This is a genomic window from Arthrobacter sulfonylureivorans (genome assembly GCF_047607445.1).
GTDB classification, from domain to species: domain Bacteria; phylum Actinomycetota; class Actinomycetes; order Actinomycetales; family Micrococcaceae; genus Crystallibacter; species Crystallibacter sulfonylureivorans_A.
Genome location: NZ_JBLKRT010000002.1, coordinates 32,175 through 56,681, shown reverse-complemented (window position 1 = coordinate 56,681; position 24,507 = coordinate 32,175). Strand labels below are relative to the sequence as shown.

Sequence of the window (24,507 nt, the reverse complement as noted above, 5' to 3'; positions counted from 1 at the left end):
TGTTGTCTGATTCATTTAGCGCGTCGAAATCCTTTCGGCAATCCGGATCTGGGAGGATTTGTGGCATGCAGAAATCAGAGGTTATCTTCCGTGTCCTTGATGGTAATCGCATTGAGTCGCGGATCATCTCTCCTCGGGGCAACATCCTCACTCTGTCCGGCGGCACTACCGACAGCCAACCCGAGTTTGAAAGTGGTGGGCTGGGGGATAACCGTGCTCTAGTTGCGAGCGCATGGGCTTTCGCAATGGCCAAATACGCAGCGGTCAACCTACCGGATCAAGAGCAGCAGAAAACTGCTGAGAAGCGAGCGGAAGGGTTTAAGAAGGTCGCCGAGTGGATTGCCGACGTGGCTGACGACCTCGCAAACGAGGAGAGGCACGGCTGGTGTTCGGCGTGCTTCGGAGAGCACGTCCATAGAAAGGCAAACCGGCCAACAGGCCAATTGCCCGCCTATGTCTGCAACGACTGCGGATCGCCTACGTTGCCCTGCGCCGCACTCGGCTGCAAGAACATGGCGGTGCGAGACCGGGGAGCGATCCGGATACAGAGGTATTGCGCGGAGCACCGCCACGAGATACCCGGTTTTGCCAAGGCAGACAGGAAGATGGGCGCGCTCAACGACTACGAGGAGTTCCTCAAGTACGACCAACCCAACCTCGCTCGCGCGGTCAGAGTTGCTGGCTTCACCGGCGTGGGACTCGCAGCGGCGGCCCCACTGGCGTTCCTTGCCGCGCCCGCGATCGGAGGGGCTGTTGGTGCGGTGGTCGGTGGTTACACCGGCGCGGCCGCCACCAGCTACGGACTGGCCCTCATGGGCGGCGGCGCATTGGCCGTCGGTGGACTGGGAATGGCTGGTGGCACAGCCGTGATCACCGGACTTGGCGCCGCTTTGGGTGGGGCGCTGGGTGGCTCGATCTTGAATGCCTACGTCCGCGAAGACAAATCGTTCCATATTGAAATGTTGCAGGGAGGTTCAGGTGTGCCGGTGATCGTCTGCAATGGCTTCCTTAGCGAGAGCGGCAAAGGTTGGGGTGAGTGGCGGGATATCATCACAAAGCGGTATGCGGATTCGCCTGTCTATCGAGTCCACTGGGGAGCCAAGGAGCTCAAGCATCTGGGATTTCTCGGCGGTCAAGGCGCCGCAAGGGTCGCTGGCGTCGCAGCTCTGAGAGAGGGTGCCTCGAGGGCCACGAGGATGGCGGCGAGGAGGCTTGGCCCACTCGCTCCGGCCCTGGCCGCGGCCGACCTAGCCAAGAACCCGTGGCACGTGGCCAAGAATCGCGCCGAAAAAACCGGCGTGATTTTGGCCGACCTACTCGCCCGTACTAATGCTGGCTCCTACGTGCTGGTGGGCCACAGCCTCGGTGCACGTGCGATGGTGGTCGCAGCCCAGACCTTGGGAACAAAGCCCAGTGGTCCGCGAATCGAAGCCGTCCATCTCTTGGGCGCCGCTATCGGAGCAAGGAGTGATTGGCACACCCTGACCGCCGCAGTAGACGATGCAGTCTACAACTACCACTCGAGCAATGACAGCGTGCTGAAATTCGCCTACGGCCTTGCTCAAGGTCAGGCAGCGGCAGGTCTCGCAGGCTTCAGACCGAGTGCAGACAGGCTGAAAAATATCGACGTCTCGGGTCGAGTCAAGAGCCACTTTGACTATCACAAGAACGTCAGCCTCAACTAGTACCTCCTCGAGTCCCAAAACGCCGGGTGCGGCTCCGTAAGTGGAGCCGCACCCGGCGTTTTCATTCACTGTGCTTCCGCAGGGGCCGCCGGCCCGCCCGACCGTCGGGCTGCATGTGGCGAAAGTAGCGTGGACCTGGCGGCCCTGCGGAAAGTTCTTGGTGCCGGCGGCTGACCAGGGGCTGGCTATTGGACCCTGGACAACCGCCGGACAGTTAGAAGGACAGTTAGAAGGGGCTCTGCCGAGGGCGCGATGCCTCGGTTGCGGATGGGATGGCCCGGGATGTTGTGCCCATTCGGCAGGAATGAACAGAACATCCCGGGCAGCATCCCCCGTCCCCCACTCCCGCCCTCCGGTCCGGGGCCACTGTTGCCAGCGGCCCCGGACCGGAGGGCGAGGAGACTTAGGCTGCAGCAACCACCTTGGCAGGCGACTTCTCCAGCAGGTAGTTCTGGTACGCCGGGATGGTCAGGAAGGCCGGGAACTCTTCGCCGAGGGCACACTCTTCGAAGATCTCGCGGGCGTCGTCGAACCGGTCGCCGTCGAAGCGGGGCAGGGCGGCGAACTCTTCTTCGAGCAGTTCGCGGACCCATTCGCGGGTGACAATCTCGCCGTCGTCGGTCACGGCATGGGCGTGGATCCACTGCCAGATCTGCGAGCGGGAGATTTCCGCGGTGGCGGCGTCCTCCATCAGGTTGTGGATGGCCACCGCGCCGTTGCCGCGCAGCCAGGACTCGATGTACTGGATGCCGACTTCCAAGTTGGTGCGGATGCCGGTCTCGGTGATGGAGCCTTCGGTGCCGGCGATGTTCAGCAGGGCACCGTCGTCGGGCGTGACATCCTCGCGCTGGCGGTCCAGCTGATTAGACCGCGAACCCAAAACGCCGTCGAACACCTCGCGGGCCACCGGGACCAGGTCCGGGTGCGCCACCCAGGAGCCGTCGAACCCGTCGGAGGCTTCGCGGGTCTTGTCCGCGTGCACCTTCTCCATGGCGATGGCGTTGGCCTCCGGGTCGCGGCGGCTGGGGATGAACGCGGCCATTCCGCCGATGGCCATGGCGCCGCGGCGGTGGCAGGCGCGGACCAGCTGCTCGGTGTAGGAGCGCATGAACGGCGCGGTCATGGTGACCTGGGTGCGGTCCGGCAGCACGAACCGCGGGCCGCGGGCGCGGAAGTTCTTGATCACGGAGAAGATGTAGTCCCAGCGGCCGGCGTTCAGCCCGGAGGCGTGCTCGCGCAGCTCGTACAGGATCTCCTCCATCTCGAACGCGGCAGTGATGGTCTCGATCAGCACGGTGGCGCGGATGGTGCCCTGCGGGATGCCCAGCAGGTCCTGCGCCAGGATGAACACGTCGTTCCACAGCCGGGCTTCCAGGTGCGATTCGATCTTCGGCAGGTAGAAGTACGGTCCGCGGCCCTGGGCGATCAGCCGCTGGGCGTTGTGGAAGAAGTACAGCCCGAAGTCAACGATGCCGCCGGCCACCGGTTCGCCGCCGATCAGCATGTGCTTCTCCGGCAGGTGCCAGCCGCGCGGCCGGACCACGATGGTGGGCAGGTCGGTCAGCGTCCGGCCGGTGAGCTTGTATTCCTTGCCGGCCTCGGAGGTGAAGTCGATCCGCCGCTCCAGCACGTCGGTCAGGTTCAGCTGCCCGTTGATCACGTTGGACCAGCTGGGCGTGGAGGAGTCCTCCATGTCCGCCAGCCAGACCTTGGCGCCGGAGTTCAGCGCGTTGATGGTCATCTTCTTCTCCACCGGCCCGGTGATCTCCACCCGGCGGTCCTCCAGCCCCGGGGCCGGGGGAGCGACCCGCCAGGACGAGTCCTCGCGGATGTGCCGGGTGCCGGGCAGGAACTTCGGGTCATGCCCGCGGGCGATCGACTTGCGCCGGTTCTCCCGCTGCACCAGCAGCTCGCGCCGCCGGTCGGCCGTGGCCTTGTGCAGCTTGGCCACGAACTCCAGCGCCTGCGGCGTCAGCACTTCCTCCTGCCGGCACACCGGCGAGCCCGTCAACGTAATCCCGTTCAAAGTAATCGGATCATTCATCGCTCATTCACTCCCTAAAACATTTATAAGTACGACGCCGGAGCCCGGCCATGTGCCAAAGGTGACCTGCAGATGAGGCGCGGAGCCGGGACCCGGAAAGCGGCTAATAGCTTCCGTAAGGCCGCCCGCGGCCGTCGGAAGGTCGTGCCGCGGCGGGTCCCGGCGTAGCGCCGGAGGCGAGCCCCGTCGTCGTTAGTGGAACTGGCCTTCTTCGGTGGAGCCCACCAGGGCCAGGGTGCTGCCGTTGGGGTTGAGGGCAGTGGAGATGGTGTCGAAGTAGCCGGTGCCCACTTCGCGCTGGTGCTTGGTTGCGGTGTAGCCGCGGTCTTCGGCGCCGAACTCGCGCTCCTGCAGTTCGACGTACGCGCTCATCCCGTCCCGGGCGTAGCCGTGGGCCAGGTCGAACATCGAGTAGTTCAGGGCGTGGAAGCCGGCCAGGGTGATGAACTGGAAGGTGAAGCCCATCGCGCCGAGCTCGCGCTGGAACTTGGCGATGGTGGCATCGTCCAGGTGCTTCTTCCAGTTGAAGGACGGCGAGCAGTTGTAGGAGAGCATCTGGTCCGGGAACTCGGCCTTGACCGCCTCGGCGAACTTGCGGGCCAACTCCAGGTCCGGGGTGCCGGTCTCCATCCAGATCAGGTCCGAGTACGGGGCGTAGGCCTTGGCCCGGGCGATGCACGGCTCAATCCCGTTGCGGACCTTGTAGAAGCCCTCCGGGGTGCGCTCGCCGGTGATGAACTCGCGGTCGCGCTCGTCCACGTCGGAGGTTATCAGCGTGGCGGCCTCTGCATCGGTCCGGGCGATGATGACGCTCGGGGTGCCTGCGACGTCGGCGGCCAGCCGGGCCGCGTTCAGCGTGCGGATGTGCTGCGCGGTGGGGATCAGCACCTTGCCGCCCAGATGGCCGCACTTCTTCTCGCTGGCCAGTTGGTCCTCCCAGTGCACGCCGGAGGCGCCGGAGGCGATCATGGACTTCATCAGCTCGTAGGCGTTCAGCGGGCCGCCGAAGCCGGCCTCGGCGTCGGCCACGATCGGCACCAGCCAGTCCTCAACGCTCTGGATGCCCTCGGAGAACTCGATCTGGTCGGCCCGCAGCAGCGCGTTGTTGATCCGGCGGACCACCTGCGGCACCGAGTTGGCCGGGTACAGCGACTGGTCCGGGTAGGTGTGGCCGGAGAGGTTGGCATCCGCGGCCACCTGCCAGCCGGAGAGGTAGATGGCGCGCAGCCCGGCCTTGACCTGCTGCACCGCCTGGTTGCCGGTCAGCGCGCCAAGCGCGTTGGTGTAGCGGCCCTCGGCTGCTTCCTCGGTGAGCTGCTTCCACAGCTTCTGCGCGCCGCGCTTGGCCAGCGTGTGCTCTTCCTGGACCCGGCCGCGGAGGCGGACGACATCCGCTGCGGTGTAGTCGCGAGTGATGCCCTCCCAGCGGGAATCGGCGGCCCACTCGAGCTCCAGTGCCTTGGCCGCTTCCTCAGCGTTCATCGGGGCCGGCTCAAATGATGCAGTCATTGCTGTTCTCCTTAGTGGCCGTCGGTCGAGCTTGCTGTCTTAGCCGAGGTTCCCCTCGGGTTCCCGAGGTTGCCCTCGGTGGTCGAGTTTCCCCCGGTGGTCGAGCTTGTCGAGACCAGGCCATCTTCGGCCTAACCTGCCGATCGGAACCGGCACCGAACTTCTTCGTGAAATCGACTATTCCGCAGGTCACAACAGGTAATCCATAGAAAATGCTGGAAAGATTTGCAGTTCTTCTCGTATCCTCAAGAAATGGCAACCACCAGCTGGAATCGTCCCTCCAAGCACGACGACGGTGCCTCCTCGGAGCCCGAACTAGACGTCATCAGCCTGGGCCGCCGGGTGCGGCACCTGAGGAAGTCTCAGGGCATGACCCTGGACGATCTCGGTGCCGCCGTCGGCGCCGCGCCGTCGCAGCTCTCGTTGATCGAGAACGGCAAGCGGGAGCCTAAGCTCGGCATGCTCCAGGCCCTCGGCAAAGCCCTCGGTGTAGGCATCGATCAGCTGCTCGGCGCGGAGCCGCCCAGCCGCCGCGCTGCGCTGGAGATCGAGCTGGAACGCTACCAACGCGGGCCGCTGTACGAGTCACTCGGGCTGCCGAAAGTCCGCGTCAGTTCGCGGCTTTCCATGGACGTGTTGGAGTCACTGGTCGGGCTGCAGCATGAGCTCGAGCGCCGGCTGGACGAGCAGGCCGCCACCCCGGAGGAAGCCCGCCGCGCCAACACCGAACTGCGGGCGGAAATGCGCGCCCGGAACAACCACTACGAGGACATTGAAGCCCAGGCACAGGAGCTGCTCAAGGCGGTCGGTTTTAAGGGCGGTCCGCTGTCCCACCACGTGGCCGCTGACATCGCCGAGCACCTCGGCTTCAGCCTTCAGTACGTCAGCGATCTGCCGCATTCCACCCGCTCCGTAACGGATTTGAAGAACAGCAGAATTTACCTGACCCAGGGCCACCGGTCCGAACACGACCCGCGATCGGTGCTGCTGCAGGCCGTCGGCCACTATGTCCTGGGGCACCAGACGCCCTCCGACTACGCGGACTTCCTGCGCCAGCGCGTCTACACCAATTACTTCGCCGCCGCACTGCTGATGCCGGAACATGCGACCGTGGACTTCCTGCAGAAAGCCAAGGCATCGAAGGAGTTGGCCATCGAGGACCTGCGCGATGCCTTCAGCGTTTCCTACGAGACGGCCGCCCACCGGTTCACCAACCTGGCCACGCATCATCTCGGGATACCGTGCCACTTCCAAAAGGTCCACGTCTCCGGCATCATCCATAAGGCCTATGAAAACGACGGGGTTAATTTCCCCGCCGACCACACCGGCGCCATCGAGGGCCAGCCGGTCTGCCGGAACTGGACCTCGCGCGCAGTGTTCGACGTGCCGGACAAGTTCCGCGCCTTCAACCAGTACACGGACACCAAGGCCGGAACCTTCTGGTGCACCGCCATCACCGAGCGGCACTCGTCGGGGGAGTACTCGCTGAGCATCGGCATTCCGTACAAGGAGGTGAAGTGGTTCCGCGGCCGCGACACAACCGAGCGCTCCGTCTCCAACTGCCCCGACGAATCCTGCTGCCGCCGCCCACCCGCCGACCTTGCCGCCCAGTGGGCCGGCAACGCCTGGCCTAGCGCCCGCGCCAACTCCCATCTCCTCGCGGCCCTACCTCCCGGCGCCTTCCCAGGAGTAGATGAGACCGAGGTGTACCAGTTCCTGGCTTCGCACGAATGATGACACTGGTACATCGTTTGTCTCAACCAGCGCTGAATTGGCGAGAGTGTCCTAGGTAAGCCTTCTGGCCCCCTCTATGAACATGGAAAGCGCAAACTGGGTGAGGACCTGCGATGCGCGTATGTCTGAGAAACGCAGTTGTCTGGCACCATATGCCAACGTCAAGCTCCAGAATTCGTTGCTGCTGGTTGTCCTAGAACTGACCTCCTTCCCGATCCCACTAATCCATGTGAATACACGCTCCGGTATCTCGCTAAGCTCACCACCGCCACTAGCCGAGTTCGCATTGTAGAAAATGCTAACGAGATCGAGGTAGGGCGATTTGTCATCAAGGGTCAGGGGTGAGTCTGGGTGAAAGAATGGACTGAAGAAAAGAGTGACAGGATCAGCCAGGCTAGACATCATGCCTTCGGAGTCCAGATCAATGATGTAGGGCGTATCATTCACAACAAGGATGTTGCCGCCGTGCAAATCGCCGTGCTGAATGGAAAAGCTGGCGGAAATCTTCTTGCTTGGGCGGGGAAGGTCAATGGAAAACTCCTCGGCCAGCTCGGCAAGTTTCTCCCACGTAATGAAAGGCGCCACTAAAGACGCAAGTTCTACAACATTCTCGGTGCCCGGTGTCTGAAGGTTATTCAAAGCTTGAATGCCAAGATTGAGGGCCGAGCTCATGTCCCGTCGCATGACCTGATGTAGGGACTCGATGGGGCGCCCAGCCAACTGCGTAATCGACGCGGATTGTCCGTAGCACAATCCTGAAATGTGTCTGTAGGGTGCAACAACGTTTGCTGCTCCATTTGTCGACTCTTGGAGAAGTGAATAAGAAACACCGCGACCAGAAATCTTCGCCACCACCTCGACAGCAGGCTGTCCGCTTCTTTTGATGCGACAGTGCCATACGGGTGCGTCGGTAAGACCCCCTCCCATCGCCGACACGCTGATCGAAAGACCGGAAAAGGCGTGCGCAATGCGCCGCAGGAGTCTCTTGTGGCGAGGCGAAAGGGTGAGCTCATCCGAATGAATTAATTCGATGTCATCTACCTCATGCAGGAGGGCGGCCAGACTCGCGATGCATTTCTCGAATTCAACAAAATCTGACTTGCGGTAATAGTAGACGGTATCAATCTCGGTGGACTCCGTAACTGATATACGGGACCGGCCCATGAGTGAGTCCCGAGCATGATCTATATCTGAATGACCGGTTAAGTGAATTATTGGTATGCCGGGCAACACAGCCAGGAGATGCTCGAATATGACAGTGCCGAGATCGACTTGAGCCGGGGATGTCTCATCTAAGGGCAGTTGGCGGTCAAGGACTACGAGGTCGTAGGTCGCCTCTGACAGATCTGAAGCCCAGGATTCAAAATCCTTCCACGATCCAAGTGTCTCGGATCGATAACCTTCAGAACGGACGGCGGATTCGATCTCGGTCGCGAAGTCAAGATCATCCTCAATTATTAATGCGTGCAGATTCGCCAAGGTCTGCCTTCCCCCATATTGTAAAGTGAGCAATTCCTGACCGTCCAACCAGGTTCCAGTCATAGTCCATGCGTCGTAAGGCGATGTCAATCAGAGACATGCCGGTGCCGCGGGCGCTTCCTTTGCTCGAACGGCCGAGATCAATAACATCGGATCGTTCCAACTTATCACCGGAGAACGGATTTGAAATCTTAATCCAAAAATCTACATCTGTTTGTTCACATGAGACGGTTGCGTAAGCGCTCGTCCCTACCTCAGAGCTTGCATCAACGGCGTTTCTTAGTGCGTTATCCAAGACCAAACGCAGGAGGTTTGGATTTGTAGTTATACGATCCCTGCCATACTCAGTAAAGGCTCCAACTCTTACCGATTCGGACGAATATGTTTCTAGGATCTCTGCAAGAAAATTTGGAAGGTGCACTTCTTCATACTGAATGGGGCGGTTTATCTGTAATAGTAGAGCCACAGAAGCGATACGCCGCCGCAGGATCTCGATCCGTGTGTTGGTTTGGCTAGACTCGAAGCCGATGACTTCCTTACTTGCGGCACTGCGTAGCAGTCCAATGACCGGCTCAGTCTCATGGCGAATTATGGAAGAGGCATTTTCTAACAGTTCGTGAAGCTCGTGGATTTCTGATGATTCTTCGACACGCAGGGGCTCTCGAACAGGAGCATTTTTGGGGCGGACATTGAGTAATTTTCGCAGCCGCTTTTCTACAATAGGGACGGTCTCATTCTCAAGGGCCTTAATGAGGACATCTATGGGAAGCTGTACATCATCGCGAAGAGCATCCGCTACCGCTTTTGCGCGGTCGCTAGCGAGGTTGCTCGCCAACAGGTGAGTCAGCTCCGCCTCTCGGTCTCGGCTATTCACTGCCAAACCCGTAGAATTCAGCTCGTCTTTGAAACGCTTCCTCGCCGCCTTCAAGAATATTGGTGATTACACCTTTCACATTTGGCGCATCGGGAAGTCCCGCTGACGCTGCCCATCCCCGGCGTCCATCACTCGCCATATGAATTACCAATTCAGCATTTCCGAGTACAGGTATATTGGGACTATGAGTCGCAATTATGGATTGGGCCGAGGACTTATTTCGACGAAGAACCGCTTGGACGATGTTGTCCACCAAGAACTCATTATCGAGATGATCCTCGGGCTGATCTAATATAAGTGCCCGCTTTGTATCGCTAATGACAATCGGCAACGTGACCGCACACTTTTGGCCCGTAGAGAGCTCGTGGACAGACTTCATGGAGCTCCCTTGGATTAGCAGAAAGTCGACTTTGTCGTCCAATTGAATGTTCGACAGGGTCGATGTCGCTTCGGCTGAATCAAATGCGGCGAGAATGCGTGCTGCCCGTTCGCTAGAGATTGAAAGTGCTGCTGCCAGTGCCTTTGCATCCTGAGCTTCGGTCATTTCTAGCAACTCGCGTGGCAACAACTTCTCAGATATTCGATCGACTAGCGCACGATACTGCATGCCGCTGCCCTTTAGAAAACGCTCCAATTCCTTCGTGTAAAGGGCAGTATCCGCCTGGTGAGCGACACTAATGGCCACGCCGTTTCCTAATTCTCTAGAGACGGATTCTGCCACGCTTTTTCGTCTTTGATAGCGGACCATCTGTTCCTGCTCGCGGCGATCTAGATATAAACCTCGCGCAGTCTCAATCCGTTCAAGAGTCTTCCTCGTTGTCCGAATCCTTTCACGAACTGATTCAACTTCCTTCAGTTGTGTTCGAAGACCACGTATTGTGGAAGTTATTTCTCCTAATCCGGTTGCTGCTTTTTCAAGCTCAGCTCTCAAAGGCGTGACTTTGACCATCTTGTTGGTCTGTTCTTCTTTAACATTCGCTACCACCGCCGAAAGTTCGGTCAAAGCATGAAGGAGGCGCATCCTCAATTGGTTTGCGTGCTCGTATGATGCCGACATTCCTTCTGTTATGACATGAGACAGCTCTTCAGGGAGTTTTTCGCCTTGGACAAGAGATATTGAACTCAAAATTTGGTCCGTTTGGGAAAGAATTTCGTTAAGTTTAAGGCGAGCGTGCTTGGCTTTTGCGATCATCGAGGATAGATGCGTCAGGCGTTCATCATACAGCGCTACCCGGGCTCGGTGTTCGGCCAGATTTTCATTTGCCTCCACCACCAAGGAACTTTCCTGAGCTTCAGCTTCACGAAGTGCTTGGGATAACTGTTCATAATTGAATGTTTGATCGGCAAGGTCGGATATCTGTCGGCGAAGTTCGTATACTTCCTGTGTTGTTTTCGCCAACTCGTTGTTTGAATCGACATCAGAAGTATGGTTCAATGCTGCTCTGAGGTCCAACAAATGACGCCTTTCCTCCCCGGAGGAGGCTATGTCCTCAATCTCATTCTGTCCGAGGGCCAAGGCTGCATTGGATGTGACCTCTTTTGAACGCCCTTCTCCTTCGGCATTGACCGTTATTAGGCGAACTCCGTGCTCGGTTTGGACTTCCAACGATATTTCGCCTGAACCAAGCATTGTCGCAACGAATTCTTTGTCTTCTTTAGGGCTTAGAGTCAGGGAGTCAATGCCCAGTGCCCAGCGAATTAGTCGCAATAATGTGCTTTTACCAGTGCCGCGGGCTCCAATAATTACGTTTAAGCCGGGGGTAAGCTCGACGTCGAAGTCTTTAAGGTAGCCGCCACTGACCTTAATACGACGGATCCACATAGTCACTGTTTCTCCCATCAGGGTTTTGTCTGTGAGGTCAGCATCCCGCGGTTGATGATGCCCCGCTGCAAGCACTGACATCGATCCTATCGGCATATCTGCTCGGTTAGAGCCGGACTATGGACGTGTCGTCAGGCCGGACTTCATGTCTCCGACGTTCATCCGCGTGAGCATGCCCTGTGTGGGTTTTCTGAGCATCCAATGTGGACCAGGTGCAATCGGCGGAAAGAAGATCATGAAATCCGACGTGCGTAGTCTTCCTTAACTACTTCGAGGTGGAGCCAGGAGTCGGTGCGGCTGACGGCTGGGAGGCTGCGAATTTCTTCGAGTTGGGCGAGGAGGTCGCGGGGGGACTGGGCGGCGAGGGTGGCGATGGCGTCGAAGCGGCCGACGGTTTGGGCTACGAACTCCACGTGCGTTGAGCTGCGCAGGAGTTCGAGGACGGCGTCGTTGTCGCCGGATAGGTTGAGGCCCACGCCCATGGAGAGCTGCCGGCCGCCGGCGCCGCGGGATTCCACGGCGCTGATCCGGATGATCCGGGCGTCCAGCAGCCGCTGCACACGTGAGCGGACGGCGGTGGGGGTCAGTCCAACCGCGGCGGCAAGGTCCCGGTAGCTGGTCCGGCCGTCCTTCTGCAGGATTTCGATGAGCTGGGTGTCCACGCCGTCGATGGTGACCTCGCCGGCGTACTGCGAGATGAAGAAGCCCTTGACCAGGCGGGTGTAGACCAGGGTGTCGATGTAGGCGACGTTGGGGTGCTCGCGGAGCTGGGTGAGCACGCCATGGAGTTCGTCGTGGGTGGAGACGCGGATCTCGGCGACCAGGTCATGGGTGCCGCCGACCGCGGAGACCAGTACGGCTTCCGGCCACTCCGCCAGCAGCTCAGCGATATGCCGCACCGGGCCGGACGCCACCACCGAGACGTGCGCGATCACGTGCTGGCCGAGGAACGCCGGATCCACGGCGGCCACCACCCGAACGGTCTGGCTGTCCAGCAGCTCCCGCAGCCGGGAAGACACGGTGGCCCGCGGCAGGCCAAGGTCCCGGGCCAAGTCCTGGTAGCTCGCCCGGCCCTCCTGCTGCAGCGCGCGGACCAGTTGTGAGTCGATCATTTCGGTAGAGACCGCCAAAGATTTCTGAACCTCCCAAGTGAGCACCGCTGTCGTCAATTATCCAGTGATGCAGCGCACATGCAAGCTCTTCGGAGGAACAATGCGCGAGAAGCCGCGCGAAACTGAATTCAGGGGCGCGTAACGCAGAATTTCTGCTCTTGTCGGATCATTGAACCGGTCCTACAGTTGCATGGATCACACCGGCACTCATGCCTACCCCCAAGGTGGAAGACCATGTCACACACATCAGCAGCCCGGCCGCAGTTCAGCCATGCCAGGGCCCGCCGCGCCGGATTCGCGGCCTTCGTCGGCACCGCCATCGAGTGGTACGACTTCTACATCTACGCCACGGCCGCGGCCCTGGTGTTCGGCCCGCTCTTCTTCCCGGAGGCGGACCGGCTGGCCGGCATCGCCGCGGCCTTCGCCACCTACGCGGTGGGCTTCCTGGTCCGGCCGCTGGGAGGGGTCATCTTCGGGCACATCGGCGACAAGTTCGGCCGCCGCCCGTCGCTGGTGATCACGCTGCTGGTGATGGGCCTGTCCACCGTGCTGGTGGGCGTGCTGCCCACCTACGAGAACATCGGCTCCTGGGCCGCGGTGCTGCTGGTGCTGCTGCGCGTGCTGCAGGGCCTGGCCGTGGGCGGCGAGTGGGGCGGCGCCGTGCTGATGGCGGTGGAGCACTCGCCGGAGAAGTACAAGACGTTCTACGGCGGCTTCGCGCAGCTGGGCAACCCGGCCGGCGCGCTGGGCGCCACGCTGATCTTCGGCATCCTGTCCGCGCAGGGCGAGACGTTCCTGGTGGACGGCGGCTGGCGCATCCCGTTCCTGCTCTCCGTGGTGCTGATCGGCGTGGGCTTCTGGGTCCGCTACCGGGTGGAGGAATCCCCGGTCTTCGAGGACAAGGTGGCCGGCCAGGAACAGGCCGTGCCGATCAAGTACGCGCTGGGCAAGAACTGGAAGCCCATCCTGATCGGCATCGGCCTGCTGCCCATCTCCACCGGCGGCTACTACCTGGCCACCACGTTCGCCACCGCCTACGGCACCGACCCGTCGGTGGGCCTGGACGAGACGCTGATCCTCAACGCCATGTCCGTGGCGGCGTTCTTCGAGCTGATCACCTGCCTGGGCATCGCATGGCTGGGCGACAAGTGGGGCCGCAAGCGGGTGATGGCCATCGGCCTGATCGGCTCCGTGGTGTTCATCGTGCCGCAGTTCCTGCTGATGTCCACCGGACCGGAATGGATGATCTTCGTGGCCTTCGCCGTGGTCCGCGTGGCGATGAACTTCACCTACGCCCCGGTGGCCACCATCCTGTCCCAGCTGTTCAGGCCGCAGGCGCGCTACACCTCCATCTCGCTCTCCTACGGCCTGGCCGCCGCCATCTGGGCCGGCCTGTCCCCGCTGGCCGCCACGCTGCTGTGGGATGCAACCGGCACGGTGTGGTCGGTGATCGGGCTGTTCGCCGCGATGGGCGCGCTGGGCCTGGTCTGCCTGGCGATCGCGCCGCAGCACGTTGACGACGATGTGTACGCAGGGGGCACTGCCGGTTCTGCCGGCGGCGGTCTGGAAGGTACGTGGAAGAAGGAGAGCTTCAAATAATGCGCAAGCTGAAAACGTTCGACGACGGCGCCGACTTCCAGCCGCTGCTGGTCACCGCCGGCACCATCCACACGCTGGATCCCTCCGGCAAGGGCGCGACGGCGATGCTGGTCGCCGCCGGGCGGGTGGCCGCTGTCGGCACCGAGGCGGAATGCCGCCAGGCCGCGGCCGGGCTGGGGCTGCGCGAGCCGGTGCTGCGGGACCTGGGCGACGCCGTGGTGGTCCCCGGGTTCGTGGATCCGCATGCGCACCCGCTGATGTACGGGCAGATGAAGACCTGGGTGGATTGCGGTCCGGACCAGGCCGGCAGCATCCCGGAGATCGTGGCGCTGCTGCGCTCGGCCGCCGAGACCGCGCCGGCCGGGCAGCCGGTGCGCGGCTACGGCTACGAGCACCGCAACCTGGCCGAGGGCCGCCACCCCACCCGGCAGGAGCTGGACCAGGTGGCCGCGGACCGCGAGGTGTACCTGATGAACGCCTCCGGACACGGCGGCGTGGTGAACAGCTACACGCTGGAACTGAACGGCATCACCCGGGACACCCCGAATCCGGCGGGCGGGGAGTTCTTCCGCGACGCCGACGGCGAGCTGACCGGCGAGCTCTCCGATGCCGCCTGCAACATCCTGACCGGGCTGGACGGGGTGAAGGTAGGCCACCACGGACCGAACTTCCATCTGGCCGACGCGCCGGAGGAGCACCTGCGCCAGCTGGCCGCGGCGCAGCAGGACTTCCTGGCCGGCGGCGTGACCACGGTGGGCGACTGCCAGGTCTCCCGGCGCGAGTTCGACATGTACCTGCGGCTGGCCGAGGCGGACCAGTTGAAGATCCGCTACAACATGTACTTCCTCTCCCACTTGCTGGAGGAGGGGCTGGAGATCGGCATGACCGGGGCGTTCGGCAACGCGCACCTGAGCTTCGCCGGCTTCAAGTTCTACGCCGACGGCACGCTGGGCGGCTGGACCGCCTACTTCCCGGACGGCTACGTGGGCGACCCCTGCCGCACCGGCCAGCTGTACCACGACCCGGCGGACTACGCGGCGCTGATCCTAAAGGCACACGCCGCCGGGCTGCAGACCGCCACGCACGCCCAGTCGCCCACCGCGCTGGAGATGGTGATCTCCGCGATCGAGGCCGCACAGGCCGAGCACCCGGACTCCGACGCCCGGCACAGGATCGAGCACTGCGGGCTGCCGACGCCGGAGCAGATCCGACGGATGGCCGACGCCGGCATCTACCCAGTGAATCAGCCGCAGCACTACTACAACTGGGGCGAAGGGGTGACCGCCGCGGTCGGCACCCCGGGCGAGCGGTTCAACCCGCTGGGCGAATTCATCAACGCCGGCGTGCCGGTGACCCTCAGTTCCGACGCACCGGTGGCCGAGCCTCGACCGCTCGAAGCGATCCAGGCCGCAGTCACCCGAATTACCCGCCGCGGCCACAAGCTGGGGCCGGACACGCTGAAGATCACCGCCGCCCAGGCACTGGAAGCGCACACGCTCAACGGCGCCCGGGCTCTGGGCCGCGAGGACGACCTTGGCTCGCTGGCGGTGGGCAAGCGCGCCGACTTCGCCGTGCTCTCCGCCGACCCGCTGGCCGTGGAACCGGAGACCATCGCGCAGATCCAGGTGCTGCAGACCTGGGTGGGCGGCAAGGCGCAGTTTGCTGTTGAAGGTGCCGACGCCACCCGCGAGCCGGCGCTCGCCGGAGACAATCATGTCTGAGCAGGCCCTGTCCCAGCAGGCCCTGTCTGACCAGGCCGGACCGCTGCCGACCCAAGCCCCAGCCGGGACGGCCTCCCAGTCCGCCCCCGCCGTCGAGCTTCCGGACGGCGTCGTGGCGGACAACGTGGGCCTGACCGTGCTGACGCTGCTGCGCAACTACGGGATCGACGCGGTGTTCGGCATTCCCGGCACGCACAACCTGGAGTTCTACCGGCACTTGGCGCCGCTGGGCATCCGCGCGGTAACCAGCCGGCACGAACAGGGCGCCGGCTATGGCGCCGACGGCTGGTCGCAGCAGACCGGACTGCCCGGCGTCGTGATCACCACCTCCGGGCCCGGCCTGCTCAACGCGCTCTCCGCAGCTGGCACCGCCTACTGCGAGTCACGGCCGCTGATCATCCTGTCCCCGGGCGTGCCCGAGGGCGAGGAGTTCGCTGACGTCGGCGCACTGCATGAAACCAAGGACGCAGTCGGGGCCGCCGGCGCGATCGTGGAGTGGTCACGCCGCGTACACTCCGGGTCCGAGGCCGCGCAGGCCATCCACGAGGCGTTCGAGCTGTTCCGCTACGGTCGGCCGCGGCCGGTGCACATCGAGGTTCCGCTCAATGTGCTCGAGGGACCGAGCGATTGCCCGGCCGAGCTGCTGGAGGCGACGCCGCGGCGCGAACCGGTGGGCGCCTCCGCGCAGGCCGTCCGGCATGCGGCGCAACTGCTCGCGGAGTCGCGCCGGCCGGTGCTGCTGGCCGGCGGCGGATCGCTGCGGGCCGACTTGGAGTTGCTGCGGCTGGCCGAGGCGCTGGACGCCCCCGTGGTCACCACGCTCAACGGCAAGGGTGCGGTGCCCGAGTCGCATCCGCTCTCGCTGGGCTCGGACATTCGGCTGCCCGCCGCGCAGCAGCTGTGCGAGGAAGCGGATGTCTTGCTGGTCATCGGTTCCAAGGTGGGCGAGGCCGAACTCTGGTTCAATCAGCTGCACCCGAGCGGCACGGTGATCCGGGTGGACATCCTGCCTGGCCAGATGGCCAAGAACGTTGTGGCCGACGTTCCGCTGGTCGGTGACAGCGCCGCCGTCGTGCCCCAATTGCTGGCCGCACTGCAGGATGGGCATTCGGTGGTCGACCAAGCGAGCGCCAGCGAGCGCGTGGAGACCCGAGAGCGTCGAGACCGCGGCGCCGACCGCGTGGCGCGGCTGCGCCCGGTGCTGCGCGACGCCGCCCGCGAACTGGCCCCGCCGCTGGCCGCGCTCGCCGAACAGGTGGCCTCCGTGCTCCCGGCCAACGCGGTACTTGGGGGCGACTCGTCGCAGGTGACGTACTTCGGCACCGCGAGCTTTGTGCGGCAGGAGCGGCCGCATTCGTTCCTCTATACACCCGCATACGCCACGCTGGGCTACGGTCTGCCGGCGTCGATCGGCGCCAAGGTGGCTGCGCCGGACCGGCCGGTGGTCTGCGTGCTCGGCGACGGCGCGCTGATGTTCGCCGTCCAGGAACTGGCGACCGCGGTGGAGCAGCGGCTGGACCTGGTAGTGGTCTGCGCGGACAACGGCGGATACGGCGAGATCCGGCAGAACGAGCTGGACCGCGGGATCGCGCCCGTCGGCGTGGACCTGGTTCAGCCCGATTGGGTCGCGCTGGCTAACGCTTTCGGTGGCCACGGTGAACGAGTTACCTCCGCGGAGGACTTTGCCCCTGCGCTCGCCGCCGCCATCAATGCCGGAGGACTGCAACTGCTCCACGTCCCCACCGCCTTGTTCGAGTAAGCGAGTCATCAGGTGGGCGACGGGTCTCTACTCGGCGCTGGCGCGCCTCCTTCGACCCCCGGAGCGCCACGACTCGGTGGTCGACCAAGGGAGCGCCAGCGAGCGCGTGGAGACCCGCGTGGAGACCCGAGCGCACCGTCCGGCGCCGAGCACCGCCGTCGTACTTTCCTCTGCACCTCATTAACAGCACCACCCGAAAGGACCAACCCTTGAGCACCACCCAGGAAGCCACCGCCACTGTCCCCGCAGGCCTCGCCGCCGACGCCAAGGCCACCGCGCGCGAGTGGATCGACGCCAACATGGACCGGCTCTCCGAATGGCACCGGCACATCTGGGAGCTGGCCGAGCCGGCCTGGCGCGAATACCGCTCGGCCGCCTGGTACGTGGAGCGGCTGCGCGCCGAGGGCTTCGAGGTGGAGGAGGGCAGCGGCGGCATGCCCACCGCGTTCAAGGCCGAGTGGACGCAGGGGAGCGGCGGGCCCGTGCTGCTGACCTACGCCGAGTACGACGCGGTGCCGGGCAACTGCCAGGCCGCCTCCACCGAGGAGACCCCGCGCGACGGGCTGAGCGCCTTCGCCCCCGGGCACACCGACCCGCACTCGGCGCTGGGCATCTCCACGCTGGCCGGGCTGCTCGGCACTAAGCACGCCATGGAGGTGCACGGCATCGCCGGCACGCTGCGCTACACCGGCGAACCGGCCGAGAAGGTGCAGGGCTCCAAGGTGGTGCACGGACTGCGCGGCTACTACGACGGCGTGGACGCGATTGTCAGCTTCCACCCGTTCTACATGCTGCCGCTGTGCAACACCGCCCGCTGGGACACCCAGTGCGGCAGCTACTACTCCAAGGTCTACTCGTTCATTTGCGACGAGCCGGAGACCTGGCAGCTCTCGGCCAACCCCAATTCGCCGATCCCGGCGTCGCACTCGGCCGCCCGCGCGCCGGGGGCGAATGTGGCGCTGATGCAGATGTACACCAGCTCGCGGGTGATGCAGGACGCCATGCTGCCCAGCTTCGGCGGCTGGAGCCTGTCCGACGCGATCCTCGGCTCCGGGCAGGCGACGGCGGACAACCTGCCGGCGCGGGTGGCGCAGATCCAGTACTCCTGGCGCTGCCCCACGCTGGAGATGGCCGAGCACGTCCTCGCCGTGCTGGACCGCAACGCCGAGCACGCCGCGGCGATGGCGCACTGTCGGGTGGAGACCGCCTGGGTGGCCCGCAACCGGCCCGGCATCACCAACCACGTGCTGGCGCAGGCGCTGTACAACAACCTTGAGCAGGTCGGCGCCCCTATATATAACGACGACGCCGTGGCTGCCGCGCGTGAGATCCAGTCCGGACTCGGGATCGAGCCGATGGACAAGCCGTTCCTGGACGAGTGCGAATCGCTGATCTCCCCGCAGGACGCCGAGACAGCATTGCGCGAGCACCTGGCCCCGTGGCAGAAGAACTGGACCAGCGACGACTACGTGGAGATGACGCACTACGCCCCGACCGTCCGGTTCTACATCTCCAGGCCCGCGCTCAAGCCCGCCCCCGGCAAGGGCGCCTACCCCGGCTGGGTCATGAACGCCCTCGGCGGCATCCCCGCCGCGATTGACCCGACCATCGAGGTGGCCGGCAAGACCATCGCCGGCACCTTCGTGGACATGCTGACTTCGCCGGAACTGTTGGCGTCGGCGGCCCAGGAGTTCAAGCAGCGCAAGGCCGAAGACCCCACCGAAGCCCTGCTGCCCGCCGACTTCATGCCGCCCACCGGCCTCGCCTGGCCCGACTACTCCCCGGCCGACGGCGTCGGCTTCGCTGCAGGGGCCGGCGAAAGGACCTGGCACCCGCAGGCGCTGTAGCTAGTTGCCGCCGCGTGAGAGGCCCCGCTGCAGCACCGGGATAGACCGCCCTTCGCTGCAGCGGGGTTACCGCGGCTCTACGGCTGCCCGGGTGCCTGAAAAAGACGACGTCCCTCGGCGAAGGAGGCCCTGATCTTCCAGTCGGGGTCGAAGAGGACGAGGTCGGCAAGGTAGCCCGGGGCGAGTAGCCCGAGGACGGTCGATAAGTTCAGCAGCTTCGCGGGTGTCAGGGTGAGGGCTTCGACCACGGTTTGCGGATGGACCTTGTTGCTGATGCCGAGACGGAGGGCGTTGTCCAGAGTGAGCGTTGAACCGGCCAATGTTGACGTCCCCGCTAGGACAGCGGTCCCATCGCGAACATCCACGGACTGCTCGCCCAGTGCGTAGTACCCGTCGGGGGCACCTGCCGCTGCCATGGCGTCTGAAACAAGGAGTACTCGACTGGGCGCTAGTCGGAAGAGCATCGCTGCCACCCTTGGGTGTACGTGAATGCCGTCCAGAATGAGTTCTAGGTATGCGTCATGGTCGAGGGCTGCCACGATGGGTCCGGGTTCGCGGTGGTGTATGCCCGGCATGGCGTTGAACGTGTGGGTGAGCATGGTTGCGCCCGCAGCGAAGGCCGCGACAGCAGTTTCATAGCTAGCCGTCGTGTGGCCGATGGCGACTCGGGTCCCGGCCCTGGAGATTTCCCTGATCGCCGGCAGGGCTCCGGGCTGGCCTGGGTCCAACGTGATCTGGCGCAACGTCCCGCGGGCCGCGGCGATCAAGTCCGAGACGTTGGTATTCGCGGGCGTTACCAGGTGCTCCGCCTTGTGGGCACCCCTGCGCTCCGCTGCGAGGAACGGCCCCTCTAAATGACTGCCGAGGATCAGGGGCGTCGTTTCGGTGAGTTCGGCAACCGTCTTCAGGCTGGCGACCAATGCGGGGATGGGGTTGGCGACGAAACTGACGACGGCGCGGGTGGTTCCGTGGGCATGGTGGGCGGCTAGAGCGCCAAGGATGGCCTGGTGGCCGTCTTCGTTGCTGTGCGAGCCGCCGCCATGGAAGTGAACGTCAATAAAGCCCGGTGTGACGTGGCCGCCCCGCCCGTCGATGACATCCGTCCAGCGGTTGGTGTCAGCATCCGGCGCTACTCCCTGTCCCATCGTCTGAATTCGGCCGTCCGAAACGCTGATCCACGCATTGTTGATCGTTCTGGTGGCATCGACGGCTGTGACATTGTGAAGGAGGAAGGGCCGTGCTTCCCCCGGACCGAATCCCGTGTGCATTGTTGATGTCCATTCCGTTGGCGGGTGGTGGCGGAGGGACGAGTGCCCGGTCCAGTGAGGAAACCGGGCACTCGTTTCCTGATCGTCACCGATTTAGGCGCGCGAGTACTTCGCTAGCGGCAGCTGTGCTGATCTTTCCGCGAAACTGACAATCAAATCCGCCAATTCGGCGACGCTGACGGCGACAACGGATGCTCCTGCTGTGATAACGGCCGATGCGGAGACCGGGTTGAGAGCAAGCGCCCAAGCAGTGCAGCCTGCAGCCACTGCTGCCTGCACTCCGATGGCAGTGTCTTCTACCGCGAGAACCGGAGATGTGCCCTTGCCTAGAGCGGTCCGCGCGCGACCATAGACTTCCGGGTCAGGCTTGCCCGTTGCGCATTCGTCGCTGGTGATGACGGCGTCAAAAGACGGGAAGAGGTCATCGAGCATCTCTCGGGCAACATGGCGCGGAGCGCTTGTGGCCAGGGCTAACGGAATGGTTCCCCTGAGTTGTTCGACGGTTCGACGCATGGCAGGAAACACCAGATCCGATCCTCTGCAGCGGCGGAGGAAATCCCGGTGGAGAGAAGCCACGATGTCTTCAATTTGCTGATCGGGGACCTCGTCTCCGATCAGTTCTTCAAGAACATCCCGCGAACGTCTTCCAGCGGATAGAGCCCGGTAATGTCGAACTGCCGGCCAAGGTGCGGTCGATGCGAAGTCCCGCCAGACTTCACGGTGGATTTTCGGTGTGTCAAGGAGCACCCCGTCCATGTCGAAAATTATCGCGGAGTCGGTTTTCATGAGGCGCTGCTCACCTGGGGGTGGCCGTCTTCGGAGGTTTGGCGTTCGACGAGCTGGCTTTCCACCAGATGGCGGTAAACCTGGGTGTAATCTGCGTCGCTGTTATCGGCTGCTGCCGACGAGAAAAGCCCTGCAAGGGCCGAAGCGACGGGTAGGGAAATCCGCGCTGCGTCGGCCATTGCCTCCAGCAATGACACGTCCTTGGCGGCTAGGCGAAGGGCAAATCCGGTGGCGGGAGGTTCGCCGATCATGGTTTTGCCGATGTCTGCCAGTCCCACGCCTCTTCCACCGGTGGCCGAAAGCGCGTCCAAGAACACGTCGTGGTCTACGCCTAAGACCCCAAGCACGGCAAGGGCTTCCGCCATTGCTGCAACCTGGGAAGTGAAAAGCTCATTAGCAGCAAGTTTCGCTGCGTGGCCTCCGCCGGTGCTGCCCAGGTGGAAGACCTTGCGGCTGATAAGGGCCAGTAGCGGCGCCAGTGGCCGGGCCGTTTCTTCAGTTGCTCCCAGGAGTAGAAGCAACGATCCAGTGCGGGCAAGCGGGGGATTTCCCAGCATGCCCGCGTCGGTATAGAGGATTCCTGACCCGGCGAGCCTCTCCCCAACGTGCCGTGAAACCATAGGGTCGCTCGTGGTGCAATCGATGATGCTCTTGAGGCGTCCTGGACGTTCCAATATTTCGGCTGCCACAGCGGATACTTCCCGAGGGCCGGGGAGGAACAGCAAAATGGAGTCGATCTCGTCGGCCATGGCTCCTGCAGACTGTGCCGGCGTTGCGCCTAGCCTGACTGAATCATCGACTTTCCGCGGATCTTCGTCGAATACGACCACGCCTGTGCCAGTTTCCAGCAGATGTGCGACTGTCGGGCTTCCCATGGCACCGAGGCCGATAACCCCTACGCGGAGATCTGGGCTCATTGGAAGTCTCCCATCCGGGTCATGTCGGCGATTTCATCTTCGATGGCGTCGAGCGCGCGGTCCCAATCCTCATCGGTGATGACTAAGGGCGGCATGAGCAGCAACGTGGAGGTGTAAGCGGAGGGTTCTGCAAAGATCCCCCGTTTCAGGAGCCGGCTGGTGAGGTTTTCCATGGGCGGCCGATCAAAGGGGTTCCCGTTCTCATCAGTGAACTCGATACCCATTTCCAAACCTTTGCCGCGGACGGCAGCGACGTTGGGATACGAGGCGACGAGACTAGACAGTCTGTTGAGCCCCCGCTCGCCCAAGGCGGATGCGCGCGCGACCAAGTCTTCGTCGGCGATCACGTCGAGCGAAGCATGCGCGGCGGCGCAAGCCAGAGGAACCCAGCCGAAAGTGGAGGAAAATCCCGGCCCGGCGACGGCAGAGGACAGATCCTCTTTCATGAGCGCACCAGCCATGGGGACCGCTCCGGACGTGAGAGCTTTGGCGACTACGACGATGTCGGGGTCCATTCCCCAATGCTGGAAGCCAAAGGCACGGCCTGTCCTGCCGAATCCAGTTCCGACTTCGTCCATGATGATGAGGGCGCCAACGTCCCGGGCGGCCTGTTGGACCGCGGCGTAAAATTGCGGATCGCCGTGGATGACACCAGGGTTGGTGAAGACCGGTTCAAGCAAGATCGCCGCCGGGGCCGGTCCAGCTGCAATCACTTCCCGCAGCGCTGCTGCATAGTCAAGGCCATTGGCCCGTAGTGCATCGGGGATTGGGGCATAGCGGTGGAATTCGTTGCTGGGAAGATCCACGGCATGCAGTTGCGGCACCCCGCCAGCTTGCATGGCTCCCAGCGTCCCACCGTGGTACGCCTCGGTGAAACCGACTACAGCCTGACGTCCGGTGGCCCGACGGGCCACTTTTAGGGCCGCTTCGACGGCTTCGCTACCGGTTGCGCCGCAGAGCGCTTTGTAGCCGCCGCCGAGCAGGGCGCTGAGCCTCTCGGCGACGCTGGAACGCCCGTCATGCGTGCACCACGGCGGCGAAAACGACATTTGGCGCGCTTGGCGGACGACGGCGTCAACGACCCTTGGGTGATTCCAGCCGGTGTTAGCGACGTTCCACCCGGAGGTGAGATCGAGGATGCGCCTGCCGTCGGCGTCCATGAGATAAGCACCTTTACCGCCTTCGACGGCGACCGGGATCCGGGTAGTCGGGCGGGCGACGAACTCACGGTCCCGGTCGGCCAGTGTTTTTGCAGAGTCGTTCGTTCCGTGAATGGTGTCCAACACAGTTGACATGGGGATATCACCTTTCGATTGAGAGTTCTTCGTTGTGAGGGATTTTGGTCGAGGACGGGGAGCTCGGGGACTTGGCCAAAATGATTAGGGAAACCAAGGAGAGAAAGCAGAGTGTGAGAATGAACCAAGCGGCGGCTGTGGCACCGAACGTGGCCAGAACCCAACCGGCGCCAATGCCTGCAATGGCCGCACTGAGGCCTTTGGCCATTGCTGAAGCTGATGCCTGCGAGAAGGCGACGTGGCCCGGCTGTGCATAGTGCCGGACGACGTTAACCTGCAGCGACGCCCACATAGCGGCGGCCAAGGCGTGGGCCACCAGCGCCGCTAGCTGAAGCGCCATCCTGCCGTTTGCCGCCATCAAGGCGACCCAGGAGAGCGCAAGGAAAACCATGGTGAGGGCGTAGAGCGAAAGCAGTCGCCGGCCGGGAATGATCTTTCGAACCAGCAGGAATGCCGGCACTTCGAGCACAGCCAGTATGAACAGTGTGAGGAAGGGATTCCCTGCATCGGCTCTGATGGATTCGAAGGCAGCGGCCGAAAAGACAAGGTAGACGTATGCCGAAATCGGTACCGGAAGGCCGACGAGGATAAAGATCAAAGCCGGTCGCGGAAGCCGCGGTCGGGAAGGCCGCTGCACCTGTGCGGTGGGGTGGGCCGCGGGGCTGATGACGACGAGGTAGCCGAGGAAAATCCCGGCTAGGAGGTAGACGGACTCGAGGCTCCCGGCAAGAAATCCCAAGGAGGCTGCAGTCAGGCCGAGCAACCAACCGCCGGTGCCGAACAAGCGCAAACCAGGGTAATTTCCCATGAGTTGCTGCCGTTGGATGTGGGCCGATATGAGCGGTTCAATGCCTCCGCTACTGGCCCCGAATAGAATCAGACCAGTCAGGATTGCGGGGCCGTCGAGTGGCCCCCAAGTGGCGCAGATCCAGAGGTACAGGCTCGAAGACGCAGCGAGACCAGATGCGAGGCGCATACCAAGCCCGTTGACCTTGTCGTCCAAAGCTCCCCAAAGGGGGGCGAGGGCTACGGCTGCGACTGTCATGAGGCTGATGG

At 63.2% G+C, this 24,507-nt stretch carries 17 protein-coding genes; 6 read left to right on the top strand and 11 right to left on the bottom strand.

Annotation, left to right across the window (positions count from 1 at the left end):
* The first annotated feature begins 65 nt into the window (after positions 1 to 65).
* Positions 66 to 1,685, top strand: coding sequence for a DUF726 domain-containing protein (locus tag ACMX2H_RS01360; RefSeq protein ID WP_414958615.1), 1,620 nt, complete (start codon positions 66 to 68; stop codon positions 1,683 to 1,685).
* Between the two features lie 403 nt (positions 1,686 to 2,088).
* On the opposite strand, the gene aceB is transcribed toward ACMX2H_RS01360, so the two are convergent.
* Both aceB and aceA read right to left on the bottom strand, forming a co-directional pair.
* Complete coding sequence (gene aceB, locus ACMX2H_RS01355; RefSeq protein WP_414958614.1) at positions 2,089 to 3,729, bottom strand: malate synthase A; 1,641 nt, start codon at positions 3,727 to 3,729, stop codon at positions 2,089 to 2,091.
* Positions 3,730 to 3,921: 192 nt separating this feature from the next.
* Positions 3,922 to 5,238, bottom strand: coding sequence for an isocitrate lyase (gene aceA, locus ACMX2H_RS01350; RefSeq protein ID WP_414958613.1), 1,317 nt, complete (start codon positions 5,236 to 5,238; stop codon positions 3,922 to 3,924).
* A 225-nt stretch (positions 5,239 to 5,463) separates the two neighbouring features.
* Between aceA and ACMX2H_RS01345 the strand changes: the two genes are divergently transcribed.
* Positions 5,464 to 6,972: a helix-turn-helix domain-containing protein gene (locus tag ACMX2H_RS01345; RefSeq protein ID WP_414958612.1), complete on the top strand. Its 1,509-nt coding sequence runs from the start codon at positions 5,464 to 5,466 to the stop codon at positions 6,970 to 6,972.
* Between the two features lie 51 nt (positions 6,973 to 7,023).
* Here ACMX2H_RS01345 and ACMX2H_RS01340 read toward each other — a convergent pair whose 3' ends face one another.
* The 4 genes from ACMX2H_RS01340 to ACMX2H_RS01325 form a co-directional block, all read right to left on the bottom strand.
* Positions 7,024 to 8,514, bottom strand: a complete 1,491-nt coding sequence (locus tag ACMX2H_RS01340) for a phosphotransferase (protein WP_414958611.1) — start codon at positions 8,512 to 8,514, stop codon at positions 7,024 to 7,026.
* Positions 8,423 to 9,286, bottom strand: coding sequence for a GHKL domain-containing protein (locus ACMX2H_RS01335; protein WP_414958610.1), 864 nt, complete (start codon positions 9,284 to 9,286; stop codon positions 8,423 to 8,425). Before ACMX2H_RS01335 ends, ACMX2H_RS01340 begins: the two co-directional genes overlap by 92 nt.
* Before the next feature lie 31 nt (positions 9,287 to 9,317).
* Entirely contained in the window at positions 9,318 to 11,228 is a 1,911-nt protein-coding gene (locus ACMX2H_RS01330) for an AAA family ATPase (RefSeq protein WP_414958609.1), read from the bottom strand.
* A 152-nt stretch (positions 11,229 to 11,380) separates the two neighbouring features.
* On the bottom strand, positions 11,381 to 12,259 hold the full coding sequence (locus ACMX2H_RS01325) for an Lrp/AsnC family transcriptional regulator (protein WP_414958608.1): 879 nt from the start codon (positions 12,257 to 12,259) through the stop codon (positions 11,381 to 11,383).
* A gap of 234 nt (positions 12,260 to 12,493) precedes the next feature.
* Between ACMX2H_RS01325 and ACMX2H_RS01320 the strand changes: the two genes are divergently transcribed.
* The 4 genes from ACMX2H_RS01320 (at position 12,494) to ACMX2H_RS01305 (ending at position 19,185) form a co-directional block, all read left to right on the top strand.
* A complete protein-coding gene (locus ACMX2H_RS01320) occupies positions 12,494 to 13,858 on the top strand; it encodes an MFS transporter (protein WP_414958607.1) in 1,365 nt (454 codons plus the stop codon).
* A complete protein-coding gene (locus ACMX2H_RS01315; RefSeq protein WP_414958606.1) occupies positions 13,858 to 15,579 on the top strand; it encodes an amidohydrolase in 1,722 nt (573 codons plus the stop codon). The genes ACMX2H_RS01320 and ACMX2H_RS01315 overlap by 1 nt, the downstream gene beginning before the upstream one ends.
* Positions 15,572 to 17,338 (top strand): thiamine pyrophosphate-binding protein, encoded by a 1,767-nt coding sequence (locus ACMX2H_RS01310; RefSeq protein WP_414958605.1) that lies wholly within the window; start codon positions 15,572 to 15,574, stop codon positions 17,336 to 17,338. The genes ACMX2H_RS01315 and ACMX2H_RS01310 overlap by 8 nt, the downstream gene beginning before the upstream one ends.
* A 209-nt stretch (positions 17,339 to 17,547) precedes the next feature.
* Positions 17,548 to 19,185, top strand: a complete 1,638-nt coding sequence (locus tag ACMX2H_RS01305) for a zinc-binding metallopeptidase family protein (protein ID WP_414958604.1) — start codon at positions 17,548 to 17,550, stop codon at positions 19,183 to 19,185.
* 77 nt (positions 19,186 to 19,262) lie between these two features.
* Here the strand turns inward: ACMX2H_RS01305 and nagA are convergent, their stop codons facing one another.
* The 5 genes from nagA to ACMX2H_RS01280 all read right to left on the bottom strand — a co-directional run bounded on the left by nagA (position 19,263) and on the right by ACMX2H_RS01280 (position 24,454).
* A complete protein-coding gene (nagA, locus tag ACMX2H_RS01300) occupies positions 19,263 to 20,453 on the bottom strand; it encodes an N-acetylglucosamine-6-phosphate deacetylase (protein WP_414958603.1) in 1,191 nt (396 codons plus the stop codon).
* Between the two features lie 93 nt (positions 20,454 to 20,546).
* The gene (locus ACMX2H_RS01295) at positions 20,547 to 21,239 is read right to left on the bottom strand and encodes an HAD family hydrolase (protein ID WP_414958602.1); all 693 of its coding nucleotides are present in this window, start codon (positions 21,237 to 21,239) and stop codon (positions 20,547 to 20,549) included.
* Complete coding sequence (locus tag ACMX2H_RS01290; RefSeq protein ID WP_414958601.1) at positions 21,236 to 22,156, bottom strand: NAD(P)-dependent oxidoreductase; 921 nt, start codon at positions 22,154 to 22,156, stop codon at positions 21,236 to 21,238. The genes ACMX2H_RS01295 and ACMX2H_RS01290 overlap by 4 nt, the downstream gene beginning before the upstream one ends.
* Entirely contained in the window at positions 22,153 to 23,451 is a 1,299-nt protein-coding gene (locus tag ACMX2H_RS01285) for a class-III pyridoxal-phosphate-dependent aminotransferase (protein WP_414958600.1), read from the bottom strand. The genes ACMX2H_RS01290 and ACMX2H_RS01285 overlap by 4 nt, the downstream gene beginning before the upstream one ends.
* 7 nt (positions 23,452 to 23,458) lie before the next feature.
* Positions 23,459 to 24,454, bottom strand: coding sequence for a hypothetical protein (locus ACMX2H_RS01280; protein ID WP_414958599.1), 996 nt, complete (start codon positions 24,452 to 24,454; stop codon positions 23,459 to 23,461).
* Between the last annotated feature and the right edge of the window lie 53 nt (positions 24,455 to 24,507).